The sequence below is a fragment of the Pseudomonas sp. BGA-UO-ETr-WB11 genome (assembly GCF_059567785.1).
This window is the reverse complement of the sequence record NZ_JCAQOS010000008.1, coordinates 307,478-327,885: the sequence shown is the minus strand read 5'-3', so window position 1 is coordinate 327,885 and position 20,408 is coordinate 307,478. Positions and strand designations below refer to the sequence as shown.

Annotated in this window: 17 protein-coding genes; 5 read left to right on the top strand and 12 right to left on the bottom strand. The window is 62.4% G+C overall.

The window, feature by feature from the left end:
* Window positions 1-269 precede the first annotated feature (269 nt).
* Both AC56DI_RS15260 and AC56DI_RS15255 read left to right on the top strand, forming a co-directional pair.
* Window positions 270-1,184 (top strand): LysR family transcriptional regulator, encoded by a 915-nt coding sequence (locus AC56DI_RS15260; protein WP_496346919.1) that lies wholly within the window; start codon window positions 270-272, stop codon window positions 1,182-1,184.
* Between the two features lie 102 nt (window positions 1,185-1,286).
* Window positions 1,287-2,144, top strand: a complete 858-nt coding sequence (locus AC56DI_RS15255; RefSeq protein ID WP_496346918.1) for a hypothetical protein — start codon at window positions 1,287-1,289, stop codon at window positions 2,142-2,144.
* 37 nt (window positions 2,145-2,181) lie between these two features.
* Here AC56DI_RS15255 and argE read toward each other — a convergent pair whose 3' ends face one another.
* The 3 genes from argE to AC56DI_RS15240 are packed head-to-tail and all read right to left on the bottom strand — an operon-like array spanning window position 2,182 to window position 4,498.
* The gene (gene argE, locus AC56DI_RS15250) at window positions 2,182-3,339 is read right to left on the bottom strand and encodes an acetylornithine deacetylase (protein ID WP_496346917.1); all 1,158 of its coding nucleotides are present in this window, start codon (window positions 3,337-3,339) and stop codon (window positions 2,182-2,184) included.
* A gap of 40 nt (window positions 3,340-3,379) precedes the next feature.
* The gene (locus tag AC56DI_RS15245) at window positions 3,380-4,057 is read right to left on the bottom strand and encodes a DUF1028 domain-containing protein (RefSeq protein WP_496346916.1); all 678 of its coding nucleotides are present in this window, start codon (window positions 4,055-4,057) and stop codon (window positions 3,380-3,382) included.
* 9 nt (window positions 4,058-4,066) lie between these two features.
* Window positions 4,067-4,498, bottom strand: a complete 432-nt coding sequence (locus AC56DI_RS15240; protein WP_496346915.1) for a RidA family protein — start codon at window positions 4,496-4,498, stop codon at window positions 4,067-4,069.
* Window positions 4,499-4,860: 362 nt separating this feature from the next.
* Between AC56DI_RS15240 and AC56DI_RS15235 the strand changes: the two genes are divergently transcribed.
* Window positions 4,861-6,114, top strand: coding sequence for a flavin-containing monooxygenase (locus AC56DI_RS15235; RefSeq protein ID WP_496346914.1), 1,254 nt, complete (start codon window positions 4,861-4,863; stop codon window positions 6,112-6,114).
* Window positions 6,115-6,194: 80 nt separating this feature from the next.
* Here AC56DI_RS15235 and AC56DI_RS15230 read toward each other — a convergent pair whose 3' ends face one another.
* The 7 genes from AC56DI_RS15230 to AC56DI_RS15200 all read right to left on the bottom strand — a co-directional run bounded on the left by AC56DI_RS15230 (window position 6,195) and on the right by AC56DI_RS15200 (window position 15,127).
* Window positions 6,195-7,091 carry a peptidoglycan DD-metalloendopeptidase family protein gene (locus tag AC56DI_RS15230; RefSeq protein ID WP_496346913.1) on the bottom strand — a complete coding sequence of 299 codons (897 nt, stop codon included), beginning with the start codon at window positions 7,089-7,091 and terminating at the stop codon, window positions 6,195-6,197.
* Between the two features lie 117 nt (window positions 7,092-7,208).
* Window positions 7,209-8,135, bottom strand: a complete 927-nt coding sequence (locus AC56DI_RS15225) for a response regulator (RefSeq protein ID WP_496346912.1) — start codon at window positions 8,133-8,135, stop codon at window positions 7,209-7,211.
* 134 nt (window positions 8,136-8,269) lie between these two features.
* Entirely contained in the window at window positions 8,270-8,998 is a 729-nt protein-coding gene (phoU, locus tag AC56DI_RS15220) for a phosphate signaling complex protein PhoU (RefSeq protein ID WP_324520510.1), read from the bottom strand.
* Window positions 8,999-9,119: 121 nt separating this feature from the next.
* Window positions 9,120-9,953, bottom strand: a complete 834-nt coding sequence (gene pstB, locus AC56DI_RS15215; RefSeq protein WP_324520511.1) for a phosphate ABC transporter ATP-binding protein PstB — start codon at window positions 9,951-9,953, stop codon at window positions 9,120-9,122.
* Window positions 9,954-10,031: 78 nt separating this feature from the next.
* Entirely contained in the window at window positions 10,032-11,648 is a 1,617-nt protein-coding gene (gene pstA / locus AC56DI_RS15210) for a phosphate ABC transporter permease PstA (RefSeq protein WP_496347526.1), read from the bottom strand.
* A 77-nt stretch (window positions 11,649-11,725) separates the two neighbouring features.
* Window positions 11,726-14,008 (bottom strand): ABC transporter permease subunit, encoded by a 2,283-nt coding sequence (locus AC56DI_RS15205; protein WP_496346911.1) that lies wholly within the window; start codon window positions 14,006-14,008, stop codon window positions 11,726-11,728.
* Between the two features lie 150 nt (window positions 14,009-14,158).
* Window positions 14,159-15,127, bottom strand: coding sequence for a phosphate ABC transporter substrate-binding protein PstS family protein (locus AC56DI_RS15200; RefSeq protein WP_324520513.1), 969 nt, complete (start codon window positions 15,125-15,127; stop codon window positions 14,159-14,161).
* 147 nt (window positions 15,128-15,274) lie between these two features.
* On the opposite strand from AC56DI_RS15200, the gene AC56DI_RS15195 reads away from it, so the two are divergent.
* Complete coding sequence (locus tag AC56DI_RS15195; protein WP_496346910.1) at window positions 15,275-16,579, top strand: PQQ-dependent sugar dehydrogenase; 1,305 nt, start codon at window positions 15,275-15,277, stop codon at window positions 16,577-16,579.
* Window positions 16,580-16,593: 14 nt separating this feature from the next.
* On the opposite strand, the gene AC56DI_RS15190 is transcribed toward AC56DI_RS15195, so the two are convergent.
* Complete coding sequence (locus AC56DI_RS15190) at window positions 16,594-17,883, bottom strand: MFS transporter (protein WP_496346909.1); 1,290 nt, start codon at window positions 17,881-17,883, stop codon at window positions 16,594-16,596.
* A 240-nt stretch (window positions 17,884-18,123) separates the two neighbouring features.
* On the opposite strand from AC56DI_RS15190, the gene AC56DI_RS15185 reads away from it, so the two are divergent.
* Entirely contained in the window at window positions 18,124-18,528 is a 405-nt protein-coding gene (locus tag AC56DI_RS15185; protein ID WP_324520516.1) for an acyl-CoA thioesterase, read from the top strand.
* Here the strand turns inward: AC56DI_RS15185 and AC56DI_RS15180 are convergent.
* On the bottom strand, window positions 18,525-20,408 hold the full coding sequence (locus AC56DI_RS15180; RefSeq protein ID WP_496346908.1) for a heavy metal translocating P-type ATPase: 1,884 nt from the start codon (window positions 20,406-20,408) through the stop codon (window positions 18,525-18,527). The two genes, AC56DI_RS15185 and AC56DI_RS15180, sit on opposite strands and share 4 nt — an antisense overlap.

The following is a 20,408-nucleotide window of genomic DNA, read 5'->3' as shown; positions in this document are numbered from 1 at the left end:
CCGCAGCCAATACACCCCAGCACCAGGCCGAGCCGAGTGCCATTCGCGTCAGCGACCGCCGCTGGCGCGTAGCGTGCAAGCCCTCTGGCCAACGGGCCATTGCGCCGCCAACACGCACCATCCTGACGCAGCCACAGCCGCCAATGGCCGCGCCACACAGGCCATGAAAAATATTGTCGTTGGCGAAAAAAATCGTCAGCAGCCCGGCAGCCTGCACCCGCCCTCAACGCGGTAAGGTGTGCCGGTTAACGAGCACTCAGAGGTTTACCGTGGCCGCTTATTCGTTGCGCCAATTGAAATACTTCGTCACCACCGTCGAATGCGGCAGCGTCGCCGAAGCGTCGCGCAAGCTGTATATCGCCCAGCCGTCGATCTCCACGGCGGTCAAAGGCCTGGAAGAAAGTTTTGGCGTGCAGTTGTTTATCCGCCACCACGCCCAGGGCGTGTCCCTGACCCCCAGCGGCGCGCGCTTCTACCGCAAGGCTCAGGAGCTGCTGCGCATGGCTAAGGAGTTTGAACAGAACGCCCTGGCCGACAACGACATCGTCGCCGGGCAGATCGATATCGGCTGCTTTGAAACCGTGGCGCCGCTGTACCTGCCGCGCCTTATCGCCGGCTTCAACGCCCTCTATCCCGGAGTGGAAATCCGCATCCGCGACGGCGAACAACAGGAGCTGGTGCAGGGCCTGACCTCTGGCAGCTTCGACCTGGTGATCCTCTACGAACACGACCTCGACGGCACCATCCAGACCCAACCGCTGATGGCCCCGCAGCGGCCCTACGCCCTGCTGCCCGCCGACCACCGCTTTGCCCAGCAGACCCAGGTGTCGCTGCGCGAACTGGCGCTGGAACCGATGATCCTGCTCGACGTACAACCGAGCCGCACCTACTTCGTCAGCCTGTTCGACGAGCTGGGCCTAACGCCCAATATCGCCTTCAGCTCACCCTCGATCGAAATGGTCCGTGGCATGGTCGGCCAGGGTTTCGGCTTCTCGATCCTGGTCACCCGCCCGCACAGTGAGCACACCTACGACGGCAAGCGCGTGGTGTGCGTCGACATCGCCGAAGACATCACCGGCTCCGCCCTGGTCGCCGCCTGGCTAAAACGCGCGCAACTGACCAAGTCGGCGCAATTGTTTGCGGATTATTGCGCCGAGCAATTGGCGCAGCCGGCGGTGGAGTGAAGGGCTGACGCGCACGCTAGACCACCGTAGGATGGGTTGAGCGCAGCGACACCCATCGTCGGTAAACATATGAAATATCTGAGCAGTAACTGAGCGGGAATTATGACAACGACCATCCAAAGATATATGGATCTCCCAAAATTCATAAGCCTTCTTCAGACTAATTCGCTCTACCTAGCGAAAATGTCTATTTTTGAAGATGCATTGGAGGGTGGCTTAACAGCTACAGATTATCTCAAAACATCCAATGATCTCGCACTGCTAGATTTGGCAATCAACGGATTACTTCCAGTTGCAAACGAGGCCGAACACACTCGAACTCATCGTTTGGAAAATGCCCAGAGAATTTCAAAAGAAATTTCTGCTAGAAAATTTGAAACGCCTTTCGGCTCATTTCTTTGCGACAAAGCAGATACAGTTTTTCCTGCTTGCCGAGAATGGCTCTATGTAAGCTGCTGGCATGAATCAGAGCATGAGTGCTCTGCCATGTGGAAATTATATGGAAATGACAAAAATTCATTATGTTTATTTTCCACACTAGAAAAACTGAAGGGGAGTTTGAGCCGCAAAAGTTCACTTAACCAACTCGAGATTGAACCAGTAAACTACATAGATCATAAAAGAGATATACTTCCCTCCAAACCCATCAGTCCATTTATTGCAAAATCAAAACCATATTCATTTGAAAAAGAAATTCGACTTATAGCCTGGAATTCTGAGATAGATATTTCAATAAACCCGAAGAACGAGAAAACAGGCATCTTTATTGACACCAACCTACATACGCTTATTGAGAAAATTATTATCTCACCGCATGCGGACAGCTGGTTTAAAGCCACAGTAGAAAAGCTTTGTCGTGATTCTGGCTTAAATGCTGAAATCCAAAATTCTTCTATTCACATGCAGCCAATAACGGACATATATCAGGCGGCGCGATGGGTTACGCCGCTGCGCGGCTAACCCATCCTACGAACGTCCCCCCTCTCCCGCCACGCGCTTATTCGCCTTGTTGTAGCCACTCGACCAACCGCCCAAGCATGGCGTCGCACTGCGCCAGTTGCTCGACGCTGACAAACTCGTCCGCCTTATGGCCCTGGTCCATGCTTCCGGGGCCGCAGACCACGGTAGCGATGCCGGCCTGGTCGAACAGGCCGCCTTCGGTGCCGAAGGCGACGGTGCCAAAGTCATCACGACCACACAGCAGCGCCAGCAGTTGCGCGGCGGCGCTGTCGGGCGCGGTGGCAAGGCCGGGGTAGATGCATAGCGGGGTGAAGCGGATATCCGTGGCGGGCTGCACGGCCCGCATCTGCGGCAGCAATTCGCTGGCGGCGTAGGCCTGCAGTTCGGCGGCGACTTGCTGCGGATCGTCGGCCGGCAAGGCACGTACTTCGAAGTCGAACTGGCACTCGGCGGGGACGATATTCAGGGCGCGGCCACCGCTGATCATGCCGGTCTGCACGGTTGAATAGGGCGGATCGAAACGCGGGTCATGGCGTTCTGGCGCAGCCAGGCGTTGGCCGATTTCGCCCAGGCGACCGATCAACCGTGCGGCGTATTCGATGGCGTTCACCCCTTGCGGCGCGTAGGCGGAATGACAGGCGGCGCCGTGCACGGCGCAGCGGATCGCCAGCTTGCCCTTGTGGCCGAGCACCGGGCGCATCTGTGTGGGTTCGCCGATCAGGCAGATGGCCGGTTTGTCCGGCCGGGTGGCCAGCTCGGCGAGCAGGCTGCGCACGCCGAGACAGCCGACCTCTTCATCGTAGGAAATGGCGATATGCACGGGCAGGCGCAGCGGCTGGGCAAGTAAGGCCGGCACGGCGGCCAACACGCAGGCGAGGTAGCCCTTCATGTCGGCACTGCCGCGGCCATACAACTTGCCGTCGCGCTCGGTCAGCTCGAACGGCGGCACACTCCAGGCCTGGCCGTCCACCGGCACCACGTCGCTGTGCCCGGACAACAGCACCCCGCCCGCCCCGCTCGGCCCCAGGCGCGCATAGAGATTGGCCTTGCACCCATCGGCGCTGAACAGCAATTGGCTGTCGACACCGAAACCGGCCAGATAAGCACGCACAAATTCGATCAGCGCCAGGTTGGACTCGCGGCTGACGGTGTTGAAGGCAATCAGTTCGGCCAACAGGTCACGGCTGGTGCGCATGCCGGTATCTCCTCAATAGGGGCGATAAGAGCGGTGGTAATCACTCATCGCCCGGTACGCCGTAGCTGGGCGCCTGGGTCGGGTCGAGGGCGCGGGTTACATAGTCATTCATCTGCGGACGATAGGCGCTCCAGAGCTTGCCCAGCTCGCCGATGGGGTCGTGTTCGGCCCAATCCACGCGCAGGTCAACAATCGGCCAGAGCAGGTCGCTGACCACCGACAGCGCCGCCGAATGCACCGGCCCGGCTTCGCCACCGGCCGCCATGGCCGCCTGCATCGCCGCCAGCAGGCGGTCGGCCAGGAGCTCACCGGACGCAGCGGCAAACGCCTGGACCATAGCGGCGATCACCTGCGGGCTGGCCAGTAGATTACCGGCGGCCACGCATTGCTCACCGGCCAGGGCGTTGTGCACACCGAGGGCTTCGCTGCCGGTGAACAGCGCGGTAGCGCCATGCTGGTCGATCACCGCGACCTGGCGATATTGGCTGTAGCCATGCCGGGTCAGGGCTTTGTCCAAGGCCGCTGCGGCGGACTCGCCGGCTTCAAGTAGGTCGAGAATTTCCGGGCCCAGGGCCGGCAAGGTGATGTTCTGCGTGGCAACCGCCCCGACACCGCCACGCACCCAAGGGCAGCGGGCGCCAACGGCGATGCTCGACGAGCTAATGGCGATGCCCAATTGCCCAGTTTCAGCACAGCGGCCAACGATGGAAAAGGTCATGGGAACTCCTTAGTTGGCCTGCCAGTCGTCCGGCACGACGGCGATCACATCAATCTCCATCAGCCACTGCGGCTGGCCGAGGGCCGACACCACCAGGCCAGTGGAGATCGGAAACACACCTTTAAGCCATTTGCCGACCTCCTGATAGACCGGCTCGCGGTAACGCGGGTCGATCAGATAGGTGGTGGTTTTAACGATATGGCTGAGGTCACTGCCGGCTTCTTCGAGCAGTTGTTTGACGTTCTTCATCGCCTGTTCCGCCTGCGCGCGCGGGTCACCCAGGCCGACCAGGTTGCCGGCGAAATCGGTGCCGACCTGACCGCGCACATACACCGTATTACCGGCCCGCACGGCCTGGCACAGGTCGTTGTCGAGGGTCTGGTTGGGATAGGTCTGCTTGGTGTTGAACATGCGAATGCGGGTGTGGGTCGGTGTGCTCATGGCGGTCCTCGGGAGCTCCCGCCGGCGCGGGATTGGCGGCGACACATAACGGCAGGGGAATTCATTCTGGCCAGAGCGATCAGCCAGCGAAATGAGGATTTTTGTCGTCGCTGGCCATAGAAAACGTCGCCACGGGTGCTGAGCGGTGCCGGCCTGGGCGGGCCGGGGGCTATAGGCAATTTAGTGTCTAGGCCGAGGAATTAACTAATTTCGCCGGGCGTTATTCCCTCGCACTATCGCCCCACTGCTGCATGGCCGCCCCTGACGCTGCGTTAGGCGGCAGCTCTGTTCAATGGCCTGCGGCCCAACCCAAGCCGGCGGATGCGGGCACGTTTCTGACTTAACCATTCAAGGGCACAGGCATGACAGTTGAGAAAGTAGACACGCTTATCATTGGGGCTGGCCAAGCTGGCGTGGCCATGAGCGAACACCTGAGCAACCTTGATGTGCCGCACCTGGTGCTGGAGCGCAGCCGCATCGCCGAACGCTGGCGCAGCGAACGCTGGGACTCGCTGGTGGCCAACGGCCCGGCTTGGCATGACCGCTTTCCGGGCCTGGAATTCGATAGCGCAGCCGACGCCTTTGTGCCGAAAGAACAAATAGCCGACTACTTCGTCACCTACGCCAAAAACATCAACGCACCGATCCGCACAGGCGTCGAGGTGTTGCAGGTAACGCGCAACACGGGCCGACCGGGCTTCACAGTGCAAACCTCGGCCGGCGTGATCGAAGCCAACCGCGTGGTGGCCGCCACCGGGCCATTCCAACGCCCGGTAATTCCGCCGATTGCGCCCAAGGATGAAGGCATTACGCAGCTCCACTCGGCCGCCTACCGCAATCCACAGCAGTTGCCGGAAGGCGCGGTGCTGGTGGTCGGTGCGGGTTCGTCCGGGGTACAAATCGCCGATGAGCTGCAACGTGCCGGCCGGCAGGTGTACCTTTCAGTAGGCGCCCACGACCGGCCGCCGCGCAGCTATCGCAACCGCGACTTCTGCTGGTGGCTGGGCGTGCTTGGCGAGTGGGATGCGCAGGCAATGAAGCCGGGCACCGAGCATGTGACCATTGCCGTGAGCGGCGCCCATGGCGGCCATACCGTGGATTTTCGCGAGCTGGGCCAGCGCATCACCCTGGTCGGCATGACCCAGGCGTTCAACGCCGGCGTGGTGAGCTTCCAGACGGACCTGGCCGCCAACATCGCTCGCGGTGATGAAAATTACCTGGCGTTGCTGGATGCCGCCGACGCCTATATCGAGCGCAATGGCCTCGACCTGCCGCCCGAGCCTACCGCGCGCACGATGCTGGCGGACCCGCAATGCCTGAGCCAGCCGCTGCTGGAACTGGATCTGGCCAAGGCCGGGGTGAGCACGATCATCTGGGCCACCGGCTTTGCGGTTGATTACAGCTGGCTGCAGGTCGATGCCTTGGATGAGCACGGCAAGCCGCAACATCAGCGCGGCGTGTCCCGCGAACCTGGGGTGTATTTCGTCGGTCTGCCGTGGCTGTCGCGGCGCGGCTCAACCTTTATCTGGGGGGTCTGGCACGACGCCAAATACATCGCCGACCATATCGCCACCCAACGCAAATACTTTGCCTATCGCGATGGCGCACAGCGCTAGGGAGCGGCCTATGTCGGGGCGACATGCGCGGCTGAAGCTGCTCCTACGGGGTGACGCGGTGCCGCAACAGTAACAGCGGCTTACTGCCTGACCACGGCGAAGTTCGGCAGGCTGCCGACGGGTTGGTTGAAGTCGAACGGAATTGACTCCAGCGCCAGACCGACATTGCGCTGCACCACGAAGTGCAAGTGCGCACCGGTGCTGTTGCCGGTGTTGCCGGAGCGGGCGATCAGGCTACCGAGCTCGGCGCGCTGGCCCACTTGCGCGGTGACCGAACCACGCATCAGGTGCAGGTACACGCCCATGGTGCCGTCGTCATGGAGGATGCGCACATAGTTGCCGGATGGATTGTTCCCACGCCCGCTCTGGTGGTTTTCAATGCTCACCACCATGCCCGCCCGCGCGGCGAGAATCGGCGTGCCTTCGGGCATGGCGATATCAATGGCATAGCGGCCCTTGGGGGTGAAGTGGCTGTACTTGCCATTGGCGCCTTGGGTCAGCTTGAACGGCCCGCCGCGCCAGGGCAGCGGATAGTCATAATCCTTGGGCAGCAGGCGCGGGTCACCAAGGGCGGTGCGCAGCCTGGGTTTGTAGTGCATCGGCTGGGCCGGATCGAGCGGCGCCAGGGTGGCCAGGCGGATCTTGCTGCGCGGCGGCAGCACCCAGCGAATCGGTTTGTCCGGCACGCCGCCGGCATTTTGCAGTTGCTCCAGACGCAGCTCAATCTCTACCGGGGCGTAGAGGTCATTGCGCACCAGTAGGGTCTCACCGGCGTCATGCTTCTTGGTTTCCAGCTTCACCTGCTGCTGGATGCGCTCGACCATACGGTCGCGAAACACGAACACCTGGGCACCGGCGGCGGCTTTGTCGGTATAGGTCACCACGCCATTGGCATCGGTGTATTTGTAGATGGTCAGGGCCCTGGCCTGGGTGGCCAGCAGCAACATGACGCAAACGGCTAGGAAACGCCCTGGCATAAATTCTCGGACTGCCTGCAGCGGGTTCAGGGATTGGCAAGACTAGCAGCGCCCGGCGCCAATCGCGAGCCGGTGCGCCCGGCTGTGTGCACCAGTCGGCATTGCCATGCCGACGGCTCAGGCGCCTGGAACGAAGTGCTTCTGCACCGTGCCGCGGGCGATCAGGCGCGACAGGTAGTCCATCTTCTGCGGATCGCGGTCAACGAAGCGGAAGGTCACTTGCAGCCACTCGCTGTCGGGCTTGGGCTCGAAGGCGGCGATGGCGTGTAGGTAGCCATTCAGGCGCGCCACTTCACCACCCTCGCCCTGTTCCAGATCGAGCACGGCGCTCTCCAGCACCTGGGGCAACAGTTCGGCGCGTTTGACCAGCAGCAGAGCATCTTTGAGGCTTAGGGCCTTGATCACACAGGCGAGCATGCCGCCGGGGAGGCGCAACTGGCCCTGGCCACGATTACCGCCCGCCGCCGGGGCCGCCTTGCTGGCCGGTGCCGCCGGCTTGTTACCGGTCAGAGCTGCCAAGGAATCATTGCCTGGACTCGGCGCTTTGGCCGCCGGGGCAACGTTAGTCGGTTTGCCGCCGGTCAGCGCCGACAGCGAATCGTTGGCAAAAGGGTTGCTGGCGCTGGTCTTGGTCGGCGCACCGGCAGCCAGGGCCTGCAACTTGCCGGCTTTGCTCAAGGCCTTTTGCACCTTGCTGATCAGCTGCTCGCTGGAGAAAGGTTTACCGATAAAATCGGAAACGCCGGCCTGAATGGCCTGCACCACGTTCTCTTTGTCGCCACGGCTGGTGACCATGACGAACGGCGTGGTTTTCAGCCGATCTTCACTGCGGCACCAGCTGAGCAGCTCCAGGCCAGACAACTCGGGCATTTCCCAGTCGCAGAGAATCAGGTCGAAGTCCTGTTTGCCCAGCATCTGCTGCGCCTTGCGACCGTTGACGGCTTCTTCGATATGGATGCCGGGAAAGTGATTGCGCAGGCTTTTCTTCACCAAATCGCGAATAAACGGCGCGTCATCCACCACCAGCACACTGACTTTGCTCATTGACCACTCCCTTACGAATGGCTGTAAGCATAGTCGGGGAGGTAGCGCCAACGCCAACGCAAAAACGCCGAGGGGCTGGCAACTGACATGCAGTTGACAACCCCTCGGCGAACGCCTGACGTAATCTGCGACGCTTACTCCGCCGGCTTGCCCTGCACTTCTTCCTGCATACGCTTGAGGCCGAGGTGACGTACGTCGGTGCCGCGCACCAGGTAGATCACCAGTTCGGCGATGTTGCGCGCGTGGTCGCCGATACGTTCCAGGGAACGCAGTACCCAGATGATGCTCAACACGCGAGTGATCGAGCGCGGGTCTTCCATCATGTAAGTAACCAACTCGCGCAGCGCAGTTTTGTATTCGCGGTCGATGGTTTTGTCGTACTGGGCCACCGACAGGGCCAGGTCGGCGTCGAAACGGGCGAAGGCGTCCAGCGCCTCCTGAACCATCTTGCGCACCTGGTCGCCGATGTGGCGGACTTCAACATAACCGCGCGGCGCTTCGCCTTCTTCGCACAACTGGATGGCGCGTTTGGCGATCTTCGAGGCTTCGTCACCGATGCGCTCGAGGTCGATCACCGACTTGGAGATGCTGATGATCAGGCGCAGGTCAGACGCCGCCGGCTGACGACGGGCGAGAATGCGCAGGCATTCTTCGTCGATGGTGGTTTCCATCTGGTTGATCTGTTCGTCGATCTCGCGCACTTGCTGGGCCAGGCCCGAGTCGGCATCGATCAGCGCGGTCACCGCATCGTTGACCTGCTTCTCGACCAGACCGCCCATCGCCAGCAGGTGGCTACGGACTTCCTCCAGTTCGGCATTGAACTGGGCGGAGATGTGATGGGTGAGGCTGTCTTTGTTGATCATGTAAAAATCCTGGACCGGGTGTTGTCTCCCCCTCGCCCGCAAGCGAGGAGCCGGAGGAAAGGGCCTGCGCGCAGCACCCTTTCCCTAACTCTCCCGCCGGCGGGAGAGCGAACGGGCTGAATCAGCCATAGCGGCCGGTGATGTAGTCTTCGGTCTGCTTCTTCGCCGGGTTGGTGAACAGCGTGTCGGTGTCACCGAACTCGATCAGTTTGCCCATGTACATGAACGCCGTGTAGTCGGAAACCCGCGCGGCTTGCTGCATGTTGTGGGTAACGATAACGATGGTGAACTTGGACTTCAGCTCGCAGATCAGCTCTTCCACCTTGAGGGTGGAGATCGGGTCGAGGGCCGAGCAGGGTTCGTCGAGCAGCAGCACTTCCGGCTGCACGGCGATGGTACGGGCAATCACCAGACGCTGTTGCTGACCACCGGACATGCCCAGGGCCGAGTCGTTCAGGCGGTCCTTCACTTCATCCCAGAGGGCTGCGCCGCGCAGGGATTGCTCCACCGCTTCGTCGAGGATGCGCTTCTGGTTGATGCCTTGAATGCGCAGGCCGTAGGCGACGTTCTCGTAGATGCTTTTCGGGAACGGGTTGGCCTTCTGGAACACCATGCCGACGCGGCGACGCAGGTCAGCCACATCTTCGCCTTTGCGATAGATGTTGCGGCCGTCCATGTTGATTTCGCCTTCGATGCGGCAGCCATCAACCAGGTCGTTCATCCGGTTAAAGCAGCGCAGCAGGGTCGATTTACCGCAACCCGACGGGCCGATAAAGGCGGTTACGCGCTTCTTCGGAATGTTCAGGCTAACGTCGAACAAGGCTTGCTTGTCGCCGTAGTAGAGGCTCAAGCCAGGCACTTGCAGGCCGACTTCTTCCTCGGCCAGGCGCAGGCTCTGCTTGTCGCGGCCGAGGCTGGCGATGTTGATTCCGTGGGTATGTGCTTCGTGTTGCATGTCGTACTCCACTGTTGATTCGGTTGCGCCCGCCGCAGCGGGCATCACGCGCGGCCTTGGCCGCGCCTGGCAATAAACTTAGTGATCGAGGGCCTTGTACTTCTCGCGCAAGTGGTTGCGCAAGGTCACGGCGGAAACGTTAAGCAGGGCAATCACCAGCACCAGCAGCATCGCGGTGGCGTACACCAGCGGCCGCGCGGCCTCGACGTTGGGGCTTTGGAAGCCGACGTCGAAAATATGGAAGCCCAGGTGCATGATCTTCTGATCCAGGTGCAGGTACGGGTAGTTGCCATCCAGCGGCAAGGCCGGCGCCAGCTTGACCACACCCACCAGCATCAGCGGTGCAACTTCGCCTGCGGCACGGGCCACAGCGAGAATCAGACCGGTCATCATCGCCGGGCTGGCCATCGGCAGCACCACCTTCCACAACGTCTCGGACTTGGTCGCACCGAGGGCTAGGGAGCCTTCACGCAGCGCCCGCGGAATCCGCGCCAGGCCTTCCTCGGTGGCTACGATCACCACCGGCACGGCGAGGATCGCCAGGGTCAGCGAAGCCCACAGCAGGCCCGGCGTACCCAGGGTCGGCGCCGGCAGCGCCTCGGGGAAGAACAAGCGGTCCAGCGAACCACCCAGCACGTAGACGAAGAAGCCCAGGCCAAACACGCCGTAGACGATCGCCGGCACGCCGGCCAGGTTGTTGACCGCGATGCGGATGATCCGCGTCAGGGTGTTCTGCTTGGCGTATTCACGCAGGTACACCGCCGCCAGCACGCCGAACGGGGTGACGATGATGGCCATCAGGATGGTCATCATCACGGTGCCGAAGATCGCCGGGAAAATCCCGCCTTCGGTGTTGGCTTCCCGCGGGTCGTCACTGAGGAACGACCACAGGTTGCTGAAGTAGGTGCCCAGTTTGGCGAACACCGACATGTTGTTCGGCTGCAGCGCCTTGACCAGTTTGCCCAGGCTGATTTCCTTCTCTTCGCCGCCGACTTCACGGACCACCAGGCTGTCGCGGTCAACTTCGCCGTGCAGACTCACCAGCTCGCCTTCCAGGGCCTTGTAACGGGCTTCCAGGGCGGCGCGCTCGGCGTCGATATCGGCTTGGGCAGTCGCGTCCAGACGGCCTTCCAGCTCCAGTTTGCGGGTTTGCAGACGCAGACGCTCAAGGCCATGGTTGATGGCGCTGATGTCCTTTTTCTCCAGCGTGGCCAGCTTCTCGGCCAGGTGGTTGACCCGCGCCAGGCGCTCCTGCAGCACCGGCCAGGCAGCCTCGCCCTCGGCGATGACCTTGCCGCTTTCCTTGACGCTGACGATGTAGCCGTAGAAGTTGCCCCACTCACGACGCTCCAGCGCCACCAGGTCCTTGGGATAGCTGTGATCGGTCAGCCACTCACCGATCACCCAGGAGAAGTCGCTGCCGTAGACTTCACGGTTGCCGACTTTGATCAGGTCGCGGGTCATGAACTCCGGACCCGCATCGGTCACTGGGAAGCCGGCGCTTTTCAGGCGTGCGCGGCTGACTTCTTCTTCCTGAACCAGCTCGCCGACGATCAAGCGGGCTTCCTGGCCAGGGATCTGGTAACGGGCCTGCACCAGGTCCGCCGGCCAGAAGTAGCCGAGGCCACGGATGCCGATCATCAACAGCAGGCCGATGGTCATGATGACCGCGATCGACACTGCACCGGCGCTCATCCACACACCGGGAGCGCCACTTTTAAACCAACTCTGCAAGGAATGCTGTTTCACGGATAACTACCTTTATTCCACGCTTAGAGCGACGCGTATTTGTTACGCAGACGCTGGCGAATCAGCTCGGCCAGGGTGTTCATCACGAAGGTGAACGTCAGCAACACGAAGGCCGAAAGGAACAGCACGCGATAGTGCGAACCACCGACTTCCGACTCGGGCATTTCCACCGCGACGTTGGCCGCCAGGGTGCGCATGCCTTCGAAGATGTTCATCTCCATCACCGGGGTGTTGCCGGTGGCCATCAGCACGATCATGGTCTCGCCGACGGCGCGGCCCATGCCGATCATCAGGGCGGAGAAGATGCCCGGACTGGCGGTGAGGATGACCACCCGCGTCAGGGTCTGCCACGGCGTCGCACCGAGGGCCAGGGAGCCCAGGGTGAGGCTGCGCGGCACGCTGAACACGGCGTCTTCGGCAATCGAGTAGATGTTCGGGATCACCGCAAAACCCATGGCCAGGCCAACAATCAGGGCGTTGCGCTGGTCGAACTGAATGCCGAGGTCATTGGAGATCCACAGGCGCATGTCGCCACCGAAGAACCAGCTTTCCAGCAGCGGGCTCATGCCCAGGGACAGCCAACCCACCAGCAGCACCACAGGGATCAGGATTGCTGCTTCCCAACCATCCGGGACACTCTGGCGCAGGGTCGCTGGCAGACGGGTCCAGAGGAAGCCAGCCAGCAGAATGCCGATTGGGGTCAGCAGCAACAGGCTGAAGATGCCCGGCAGGTGCAGCTCCACATAAGGGGCGAGGAACAGGCCGGCGAAGAAACCGAGGATCACCGTCGGCAGCGCTTCCATCAGCTCGATCACCGGTTTGACCTTGCGGCGCATGCCCGGAGCCATGAAGTAAGCCGTGAAGATTGCCGCCGCAATCGCCAGCGGTGCCGCCAGCAACATGGCGTAGAAGGCCGCCTTCAAGGTGCCGTAGGTCAGCGGCGCGAGGCTCATCTTCGGCTCGAACTCGGCGTTGGCCGCGGTCGACTGCCAGATGTACTCAGGCTTGTCGTAGCTCTCGTACCAGACCTTGCTCCACAGCGAACTCCAGGAGATCTCCGGGTGCGGGTTGTCCAGTTTGTAGGTCAGCAGTTGCGGGCCAGCCTCCACCAAAATGCGGTTGGCGCGCGGCGACAGGGCCATGATGCGTGCATCGGCGCTGATCGGCTCGATCAGCAGGGTACGCTCAGCAGTGCTGTGGAACACCCCAACCTGACCGGCAGCGTCCAGCACGACAAAACCCTTGCGGCGCTCTTCGGCGACGATCTGGCGAATGGCGCTGTCGCCCATCTGGAAGTCGCGGATGTGCTTGAGGCGCTGCTCGTCATCCGGGTCACGGGCCATAAACCACTGGCTGACGTTACCCTTGGAGTCGCCGATCATCAGCGAAATGCCGCCCAGCAGCTGAGCGCTGGTGGTGACTTCGGCGCTGGCGTCCTGAAGCAATTCATAACGGCCATTGAGGTTGCGCTTGGCCAGGTTGAACACGTCCAGGTGTGCACGACCGTTGAGCACGAACAACCAGTTCTGCCGCGCATCGATGTACATCGCCTTGATCGGCTCAGCCAGTTGCGGCAGTTCGATCTGGGTTTCGGTGAGGGCGACCTCACCGGTAAACATGTTCTCTTCCTTGAGCAGAGACAGTACATGCAGCTGATTGCCGCTGGAGCCGGCGAGCATCAAGCTGTCTTCATGCACGCTCAGATTCACGTGTTCCAGCGCGCGGCCCTGGGGATCAACCTGCAACGGCGCAACGCCGTAAGGGAACTCCAGCTCCGGGGTGATGGTTTTCTTACCGTCCGGGTAGGTCGCTTTGTAGGCGTGGCGCAGAACCAGGGCCTGACCGTTGGACAGACCCACAGCCACCAGCGAGCTGCCAGGCTGGCCTTGCTGCAGCGAAGTCACCTGGGTGCCCGCCGGCAGCGGCAGGCTGCTGCGCTTGAGTTCGGCACCGGTTTTCACGGTGAAGAATAGCGCTTCGCCCTGGGCAGAAATACGCAGACCGATCTGGTTCTGCTCTTCCACTGTCAGCAGCAGCGGCTGACTACCGTCCTGCAGCCAGGCCGGGCTCTGGGCCGGCTTGGCACTCAGCTCGGCGCCCTGGAACAGCGGCATAACCACATAGGCCAGGTAGAAGAAGATCAGGGTAATGGTCGCCAGCACGGCGAGGCCGCCGACGAACACATACCAGCGTGTCAGGTGGTCTTTCAGCGCGCGCAAACGGCGCTTGCGCTGCAATTCAGGCGTATTGAAATCAATCCGCGAGGAAGAAGTAGTAGTCATGGGAGAGTTGGCCAGATCGTTCATGCGAATACCCTAACGGCCCTTTATGACAAAAAGATGACAGAGCACAGACGCAAAAAGCCCGCCGACCAGTGACACCAGCGGCGGACCCAGAAAATGCTGAGGCCAGGCTCTCGCCTGACCTCGACGGGCGTCCTTGCCCGACAGGTCTAGTTACAGACCCAAGTCTTTCATTGCCTTGGCAACAACCTTAGCCGGCAGCGGGATGTAGCCGTCTTTGACTACAACCTGCTGGCCTTGTTGCGACAGCACCAACTTGATGAATTCAGCTTCCAGCGGGGCCAGCGGCTTGTTCGGCGCCTTGTTGACGTAGACGAACAGGAAACGCGCCAGTGGGTACTTGCCGTTCAGGGCGTTGGCTTCGTTGGCTTCTTCAATTTCGCCACCGTCTTTCTTCGACAGCGGTACAGCACGGGTGCTGGAAGTCTTGTAGCCGATACCCGAGTAACCGATACCGTTCAGCGACTGGCTAACCGACTGCACCACGGAAGCCGAACCTGGCTGCTCGTTGACGTTGCCACGGAAGTCGCCTTTGCACAGGGCCGCTTCTTTGAAGTAGCCGTAGGTGCCGGATACCGAGTTACGACCGAACAGCTGAATTGGCTTGTCAGCCCACTCGCCGGTCAGGCCCACGTCGCCCCAGGTCTTGATGTTCGAGCCACCGCACAGACGGTTGGCCGAGAAGATGCCGTCAACCTGAGCCATCGACAGGCTCTTGATCGGGTTATCTTTGTTCACAAACACGGCCAGGGCATCGACGGCTACCGGTACGGCAGTCGGCTTGTAGCCATACTTGCTTTCAAACGCCGACAGTTCCACATCCTTCATCGCGCGGCTCATTGGGCCGAGGTTGGAGGTGCCTTCAGTCAGGGCAGGTGGCGCGGTGGAGGAACCGGCAGCCTGAATCTGGATGTTCACGCTCGGGTAGAGCTTTTTGTAGTCTTCAGCCCACAGGGTCATCAGGTTGGCCAGGGTGTCGGAACCGACACTGGACAGGTTGCCCGATACACCGGTGGTCTTGTTGTAGGCCGGGATCGACGGATCAACATTGGCCACGGCGCTGGCGGTAGCAACACCAGCAGCCACAAAAGTCAGGGCCGTCATCAAACGCTTCAGTTTCATGCCTTACTCCGAGCAGGATAGGGTTAGATCGGGGGCCAGTATCGGTAGGCCGTATGAACACTCTATGACGCGATTGTTACAGTTAGATGAAAGCCTAGCCGCTGCGTGACGCATCCGCTCACGCGAATACTGCTGAGGAAACTGCCCATGAAAGCCGTTCATCTGTTGCCGCTCGCCCTGCTGGCCATGGCCTGCAGCGCCTGTGCCGAGCAAGCCACCCTCAGCGTGCCGCAAGGCAGCGGGCCCAACCCGCAGTTGCCGGCGCCCAATCCGGGACTGCTGCCGACAGTAAACATCGCCCCGGCCGTGGGCTGGCCGGCGGGCGGCAAACCCACGGCTGCCGCCGGCACCCAGGTCAGCGCCTTTGCCGAAGACCTCGACCATCCGCGCTGGCTGTATGTGCTGCCCAATGGCGATGTGCTGGTGGCGGAAAGCAATGCGCCGGCCGCCAACAGCGGTTTCAGCCTTAAGGGCTGGATTGCCGGCAAGATCATGGCCCGCGCCGGTGCCGGCGTGCCCAGCGCCAACCGCATCACCCTGCTGCGCGACAGCGACCATGACGGCGTGGTCGACCTGCGCACGGTGTTTCTGCACAACCTGCACTCGCCGTTCGGCATGGCCCTGGTCGGCAATGACTTCTATGTCGCTAACGCCGATAGCCTGCTGCGCTTTCCCTATAGCAGCGGGCAAACCCAGATCACGGCGGCGCCCAGCGTAATCACCGAACTGCCGGCGGGCCTCAATCACCACTGGACCAAGAACGTCATCGCCAGCGCCGACGGCCAGCACCTGTACGTCACCGTCGGCTCCAACAGCAACGTCGGTGAAAACGGCATGGATATAGAAGAAGGCCGCGCCGCGATCTGGCAAGTCGAACGCGCCAGCGGTGCCAAGCGCCTGTTCGCCACAGGCCTGCGCAACCCCAACGGCCTGGCCTGGGAGCCCCACAGCGGCGCCTTGTGGACGGCAGTGAACGAGCGCGACGAACTGGGCAGCGACCTGGTGCCGGACTACATCACCAAGGTCGAGGACGGCGCGTTCTATGGCTGGCCCTACAGCTACTACGGCCAGCACGTGGACGTGCGCGTGCAGCCGCAAAACCCCGAACTGGTGGCCAAGGCGCGCAAGCCCGACTACGCCCTCGGCCCACACACCGCCTCGCTGGGCATCGCCTTCGGCCAGGGCAGCCAATTACCGGGCCTGCAGGAGGGCCTGTTCGTCGGCCAGCACGGTTCGTGGAATCGCCAGCCGGCCAGTGGTTACAAGGTAATTTTCGTGCCGTTCAAGAATGGCCAGCCGGACGGTTTGCCGGTCGACGTGCTGACCGACTTTCTCAACGCCGCAGGCCAGGCCCAGGGCCGCCCGGTGGGCGTGGCGCTGGACAGCCAGGGCGCGCTGCTGGTCAGCGACGATGTTGGCAACAAGGTCTGGCGCGTCAGCGCCAAACCCTGAGCACGGTCGCTACGTTAGCGGCGCTGGCTGAATAGATAGAGGCCAATCAGCAGGCCCAGGCCGCACAGGGCGATCACGTAATAGGCCGGGCCCATGGGGCTGAACTTGAGCAGGAAGGCCACCACCATGGGTGTCAGGCCGCCGAAGATCGCGTAGGCCAGGTTGTAGGAGAACGACAGGCCGCTGAAACGCACCGCGGCCGGGAAGGCTTTGACCAGCACATAGGGCACCGCGCCAATCATGCCCACGCCCAGGCCGGTCAGGGCGTACAACGGCAGCAGCCAGTCCGGATGCGCTTTGAGGTTGCTGTAAAAGCTCCAGGTCAGGGCCGCCAGCAGCAGGCTGCCGAGGATAAACACCCGGCCGGCGCCAAAGCGGTCGGCGAGCATGCCGGCCAGCACACAGCCCAGGCTGAGAAAGACGATGGCCAGGCTATTGGCTTCCAGGGTCTGGGCCGGAGCAAAGCCGTAGGCCGTCTGCAAGACGGTGGGCGTCATCAGAATCAGCACCACGATGCCGGCCGACAACAGCCAGGTCAGCAGCATCGACAGGATGATGGCGCTGCGGTGCTCACGCAGCACAGTCTTCAGCGGCAGCTCGGCGGCCAGTGCCTTGCGCAACTGCAGCTCGGCAAACACCGGCGTCTCGTGCAGCCAGCGGCGCAGATACACCGCCAGCAGACCAAACACCCCACCGAGCAGAAACGGCACCCGCCAGGCGTAATCCAGCAGCTCCTCGGGGCTGTACAGGCGGTTGATCGCCGTAGCCACCAGCGAGCCAAGCAGAATGCCGATAGTCAGGCCGCTGGTCAGGGTGCCGCAGGCCAGACCGATGCGCCGCTCGGGCACATGCTCGGCGACAAACACCCAGGCGCCCGGCACTTCACCGCCAATCGCCGCACCCTGGATCACCCGCAGCAGCAACAGCGCCAGCGGCGCCCAGATACCGATTTGCGCATAGGTCGGCAGCAAGCCCATCAGCAGGGTCGGCACCGCCATCATGAAAATGCTCAGGGTGAACATCTTCTTGCGCCCCAGCAGGTCACCGAAGTGGGCCATGACGATGCCACCCAGCGGCCGCGCCAGGTAGCCGGCGGCGAAGATGCCGAAGGTCTGCAACTGGCGCAGCCATTCCGGCATGTCCGCCGGGAAAAACAGCTTGCCGACCACGGCGGCGAAGAACACAAAAATGATGAAGTCGTAGAACTCCAGCGCGCCGCCAAGGGCCGACAGCGACAGGGTTTTATAATCGCTACGGTTCAACGGGCGGGATGCAGGGGTTTGCAGGGCATGGGCGGCGGGCATGGGCTTCTCGTCGGAGGCTTCTTATTTGGGGGCTTAACTGGCGGCGGCACCATAGCAAATTGGCCGGCGGCCTGACACAGTGCGCAACAGACTCAGCGGTCAATTCCTGAATGCCAGCATCGTCGTCCGGCGCAAGCCCCGATATACTGCGCGGCGGCGAAAACGCTGGCTGACTCAACCGCTGACTTCAGCTTTATTCGTGCCATTTAATAAGAATTTAGGGGCAAGAGGCCCCCAGGCATGCTCGAACTCGAACAAGACGATCCTATTCCGCAGGGCGACCTGGCCTTGCAAATCACCGCATTGCCGCGAGAAACCAATGGTTTCGGCGACATTTATGGCGGCTGGCTGGTCTCGCAGATGGACCTGGCCGGTACCGCCATGGCCAGCAAGATTGCCGGTGGCCGGGTGGCGACGGTGGCCATCGACCGCATGGCCTTCCTGGTGCCGGTGGCCGTGGGCGCCCAGTTGTCGTTCTACACCCAGGCGTTGGATGTAGGCCGCAGTTCGATCCAGATGATGATCGAGGTGTGGAGCGATGACCCGCTGTCCGGCGACTGGCGCAAGGTCACCGAGGCCGTGCTGGTGTTCGTCGCTATCGACGGCAGCGGTCGCACCCGTCCGGTACCGCCGCGCCGCGGCTAACAGTCGCTGAGGGCTTTGGGCGGCAGCGCGGCACGCAGGGCATTGAGCACGGCCAACACGTCTATCGCCTCCTGTGCCAGGGCCCCGGCCACCGGCGGCAGATAACCGGCCGCCGCCAGGAACATGCCCAGCACGCTCAACAGCATGCCGCCGAGCGCACTCTGCAGGGCGATACGGCGCATGCGCCGACCGATATGCAGCAGTTCATCGACCTTCTGCAGGGAACTGTCGAGGATCACCGCGCCGGCCGCCTCGGCGGTCACATCGCTGGCCTGACCAAAGGCGATACCGACGGTGGCGGCGGTCAGGGCCGGGGCATCGTTGATCCCATCGCCCATAAACACCGTATTGGCCCGCGCGGTTTCCGCGCGCACCAGCGCCAGCTTCTGCTCCGGGCTCTGGCTGGCATAGATTTCCTCGATGCCGACCTTGTCCGCCAGGTAGCGCACCTCGCTCTCGCGATCACCGGACACCAGCAACACTCGGCGAAAACCGTGCAGGGGCATCAGGTGACGAATAAACGACTGGCCTTCCGGCCGCGGCTCATCACGAAACCGGCAGACCCCGGCATAGACCCCCGCTAACAGCACCACGCATTCCAACCCACCCGCCTGCGGTGGCAGCTGAGTGCTGGCGGCGGGTAACTGGGCCAGCAGTTTCTTGCGGCTGGTGACCTGCACCTGACGGCCGTCGATCTCACCGCGCAGGCCCTCACCCGGTCGCTCGCTGACCGCGCTGGCCTCCAGCAACGATAAGCCCTGGGCCTGCGCCGCCTGTTGCGTGGCCCCCGCCAACGGATGGCGCGAATAACGCTCCAGACTGGCCAGTGCCTGCAACACCTGCGCCTGGGTAAAGCCGGGGGCCGGCAGCACCTCGCTCAAACTCGGCTGGCCACAGGTCAGGGTGCCGGTCTTGTCGAAGATCGCCACCTCGCAGGTGTCGATCTGCTCCAGTACGGCCGGGTCCTTGATGATGATGCCGCGCCGCGCGGCCAGCGACACCGAACTGATGATGCTGACCGGAATGCCGATCAGCAGCGGACAAGGCGTGGCCACCACCAGCACGGCGAGAAAGCGCAGAGCATCGCCGCTGAGCCACCAGGCCAGTCCGGCCAGCAGCAGGGCCAGCGGCGTATACAGCGCACCCAGTTGGTCGCCGAGACGGCGCAGTTTTGGCCGACGCTGCTCGGCGCTGCGCATCACCTGCATGATCTTGGCGTAGCGCGAGTCCACGGCGCGCTGCTCGGCCCGCACGATCAACGCGCCATCACCGTTGATCGCCCCCGACAGCACCGCCGAGCCCGGCGCCTTGGGCAGCACATAGGGTTCGCCGGTCAGGTAGGACTCGTCCATGCTCGACCGCCCTTCCAGCACCACGCCATCCACCGGGCAGGCCTCGTGGGGCAGCACGCGCAGCTCATCGCCCACCTGCAGCTCGGCCAGGGGCAAATCCTGCCACTCACCGTTGCGCCGGCAATGGGCCAGGGCCGGCAAGCGCGACGCTAGGGCCTGCAGGGCAAAGGACGCGCTGCGCACGGCATAGGCCTCCAGCGCCTGGCCGCCGGCTAGCATCAGCACCACCAGGCTGGCAGCGAGGTATTGCTGCAACCACACGCCGGTAACGATGGCCACGGCGGCCAGCAGGTCGGCACTTAATTCGCGCCGCAACAGGCGTCGGCCAATCACCCGCAGTAGCGGCAGGCCGCCGACCAGCAACACGGCAAACAACGGCCACAGCGCCCATGGCTGACCCAGCCAGCCACCGGCCGGCGTCCAGGCAAAGCGCAGCAACAGATGCAGGGCCAAACCGACACAGCTGCCCAAGGCAATCAGTACGCTCTGACTGCGCCAAGCACTCACGGGTGTGGCAACAGGGCTCAT

Coding starts and splice junctions, on each gene's coding strand:
- AC56DI_RS15255 (WP_496346918.1), top strand. CDS start 1,287: ATGACAACGACCATCCAAAGATATATGGATCTCCCAAAATTCATAAGC.
- argE (WP_496346917.1), bottom strand. CDS start 3,339: ATGCGCACCAGCCGTGACCTGTTGGCCGAACTGATTGCCTTCAACACC.
- AC56DI_RS15245 (WP_496346916.1), bottom strand. CDS start 4,057: ATGACCTTTTCCATCGTTGGCCGCTGTGCTGAAACTGGGCAATTGGGC.
- AC56DI_RS15240 (WP_496346915.1), bottom strand. CDS start 4,498: ATGAGCACACCGACCCACACCCGCATTCGCATGTTCAACACCAAGCAG.
- AC56DI_RS15235 (WP_496346914.1), top strand. CDS start 4,861: ATGACAGTTGAGAAAGTAGACACGCTTATCATTGGGGCTGGCCAAGCT.
- AC56DI_RS15230 (WP_496346913.1), bottom strand. CDS start 7,091: ATGCCAGGGCGTTTCCTAGCCGTTTGCGTCATGTTGCTGCTGGCCACC.
- AC56DI_RS15225 (WP_496346912.1), bottom strand. CDS start 8,135: ATGAGCAAAGTCAGTGTGCTGGTGGTGGATGACGCGCCGTTTATTCGC.
- phoU (WP_324520510.1), bottom strand. CDS start 8,998: ATGATCAACAAAGACAGCCTCACCCATCACATCTCCGCCCAGTTCAAT.
- pstB (WP_324520511.1), bottom strand. CDS start 9,953: ATGCAACACGAAGCACATACCCACGGAATCAACATCGCCAGCCTCGGC.
- pstA (WP_496347526.1), bottom strand. CDS start 11,648: ATGAGCGCCGGTGCAGTGTCGATCGCGGTCATCATGACCATCGGCCTG.
- AC56DI_RS15205 (WP_496346911.1), bottom strand. CDS start 14,008: ATGAACGATCTGGCCAACTCTCCCATGACTACTACTTCTTCCTCGCGG.
- AC56DI_RS15200 (WP_324520513.1), bottom strand. CDS start 15,127: ATGAAACTGAAGCGTTTGATGACGGCCCTGACTTTTGTGGCTGCTGGT.
- AC56DI_RS15195 (WP_496346910.1), top strand. CDS start 15,275: ATGAAAGCCGTTCATCTGTTGCCGCTCGCCCTGCTGGCCATGGCCTGC.
- AC56DI_RS15190 (WP_496346909.1), bottom strand. CDS start 17,883: ATGCCCGCCGCCCATGCCCTGCAAACCCCTGCATCCCGCCCGTTGAAC.
- AC56DI_RS15185 (WP_324520516.1), top strand. CDS start 18,124: ATGCTCGAACTCGAACAAGACGATCCTATTCCGCAGGGCGACCTGGCC.
- AC56DI_RS15180 (WP_496346908.1), bottom strand. CDS start 20,408: ATGAGCCCTGTTGCCACACCCGTGAGTGCTTGGCGCAGTCAGAGCGTA.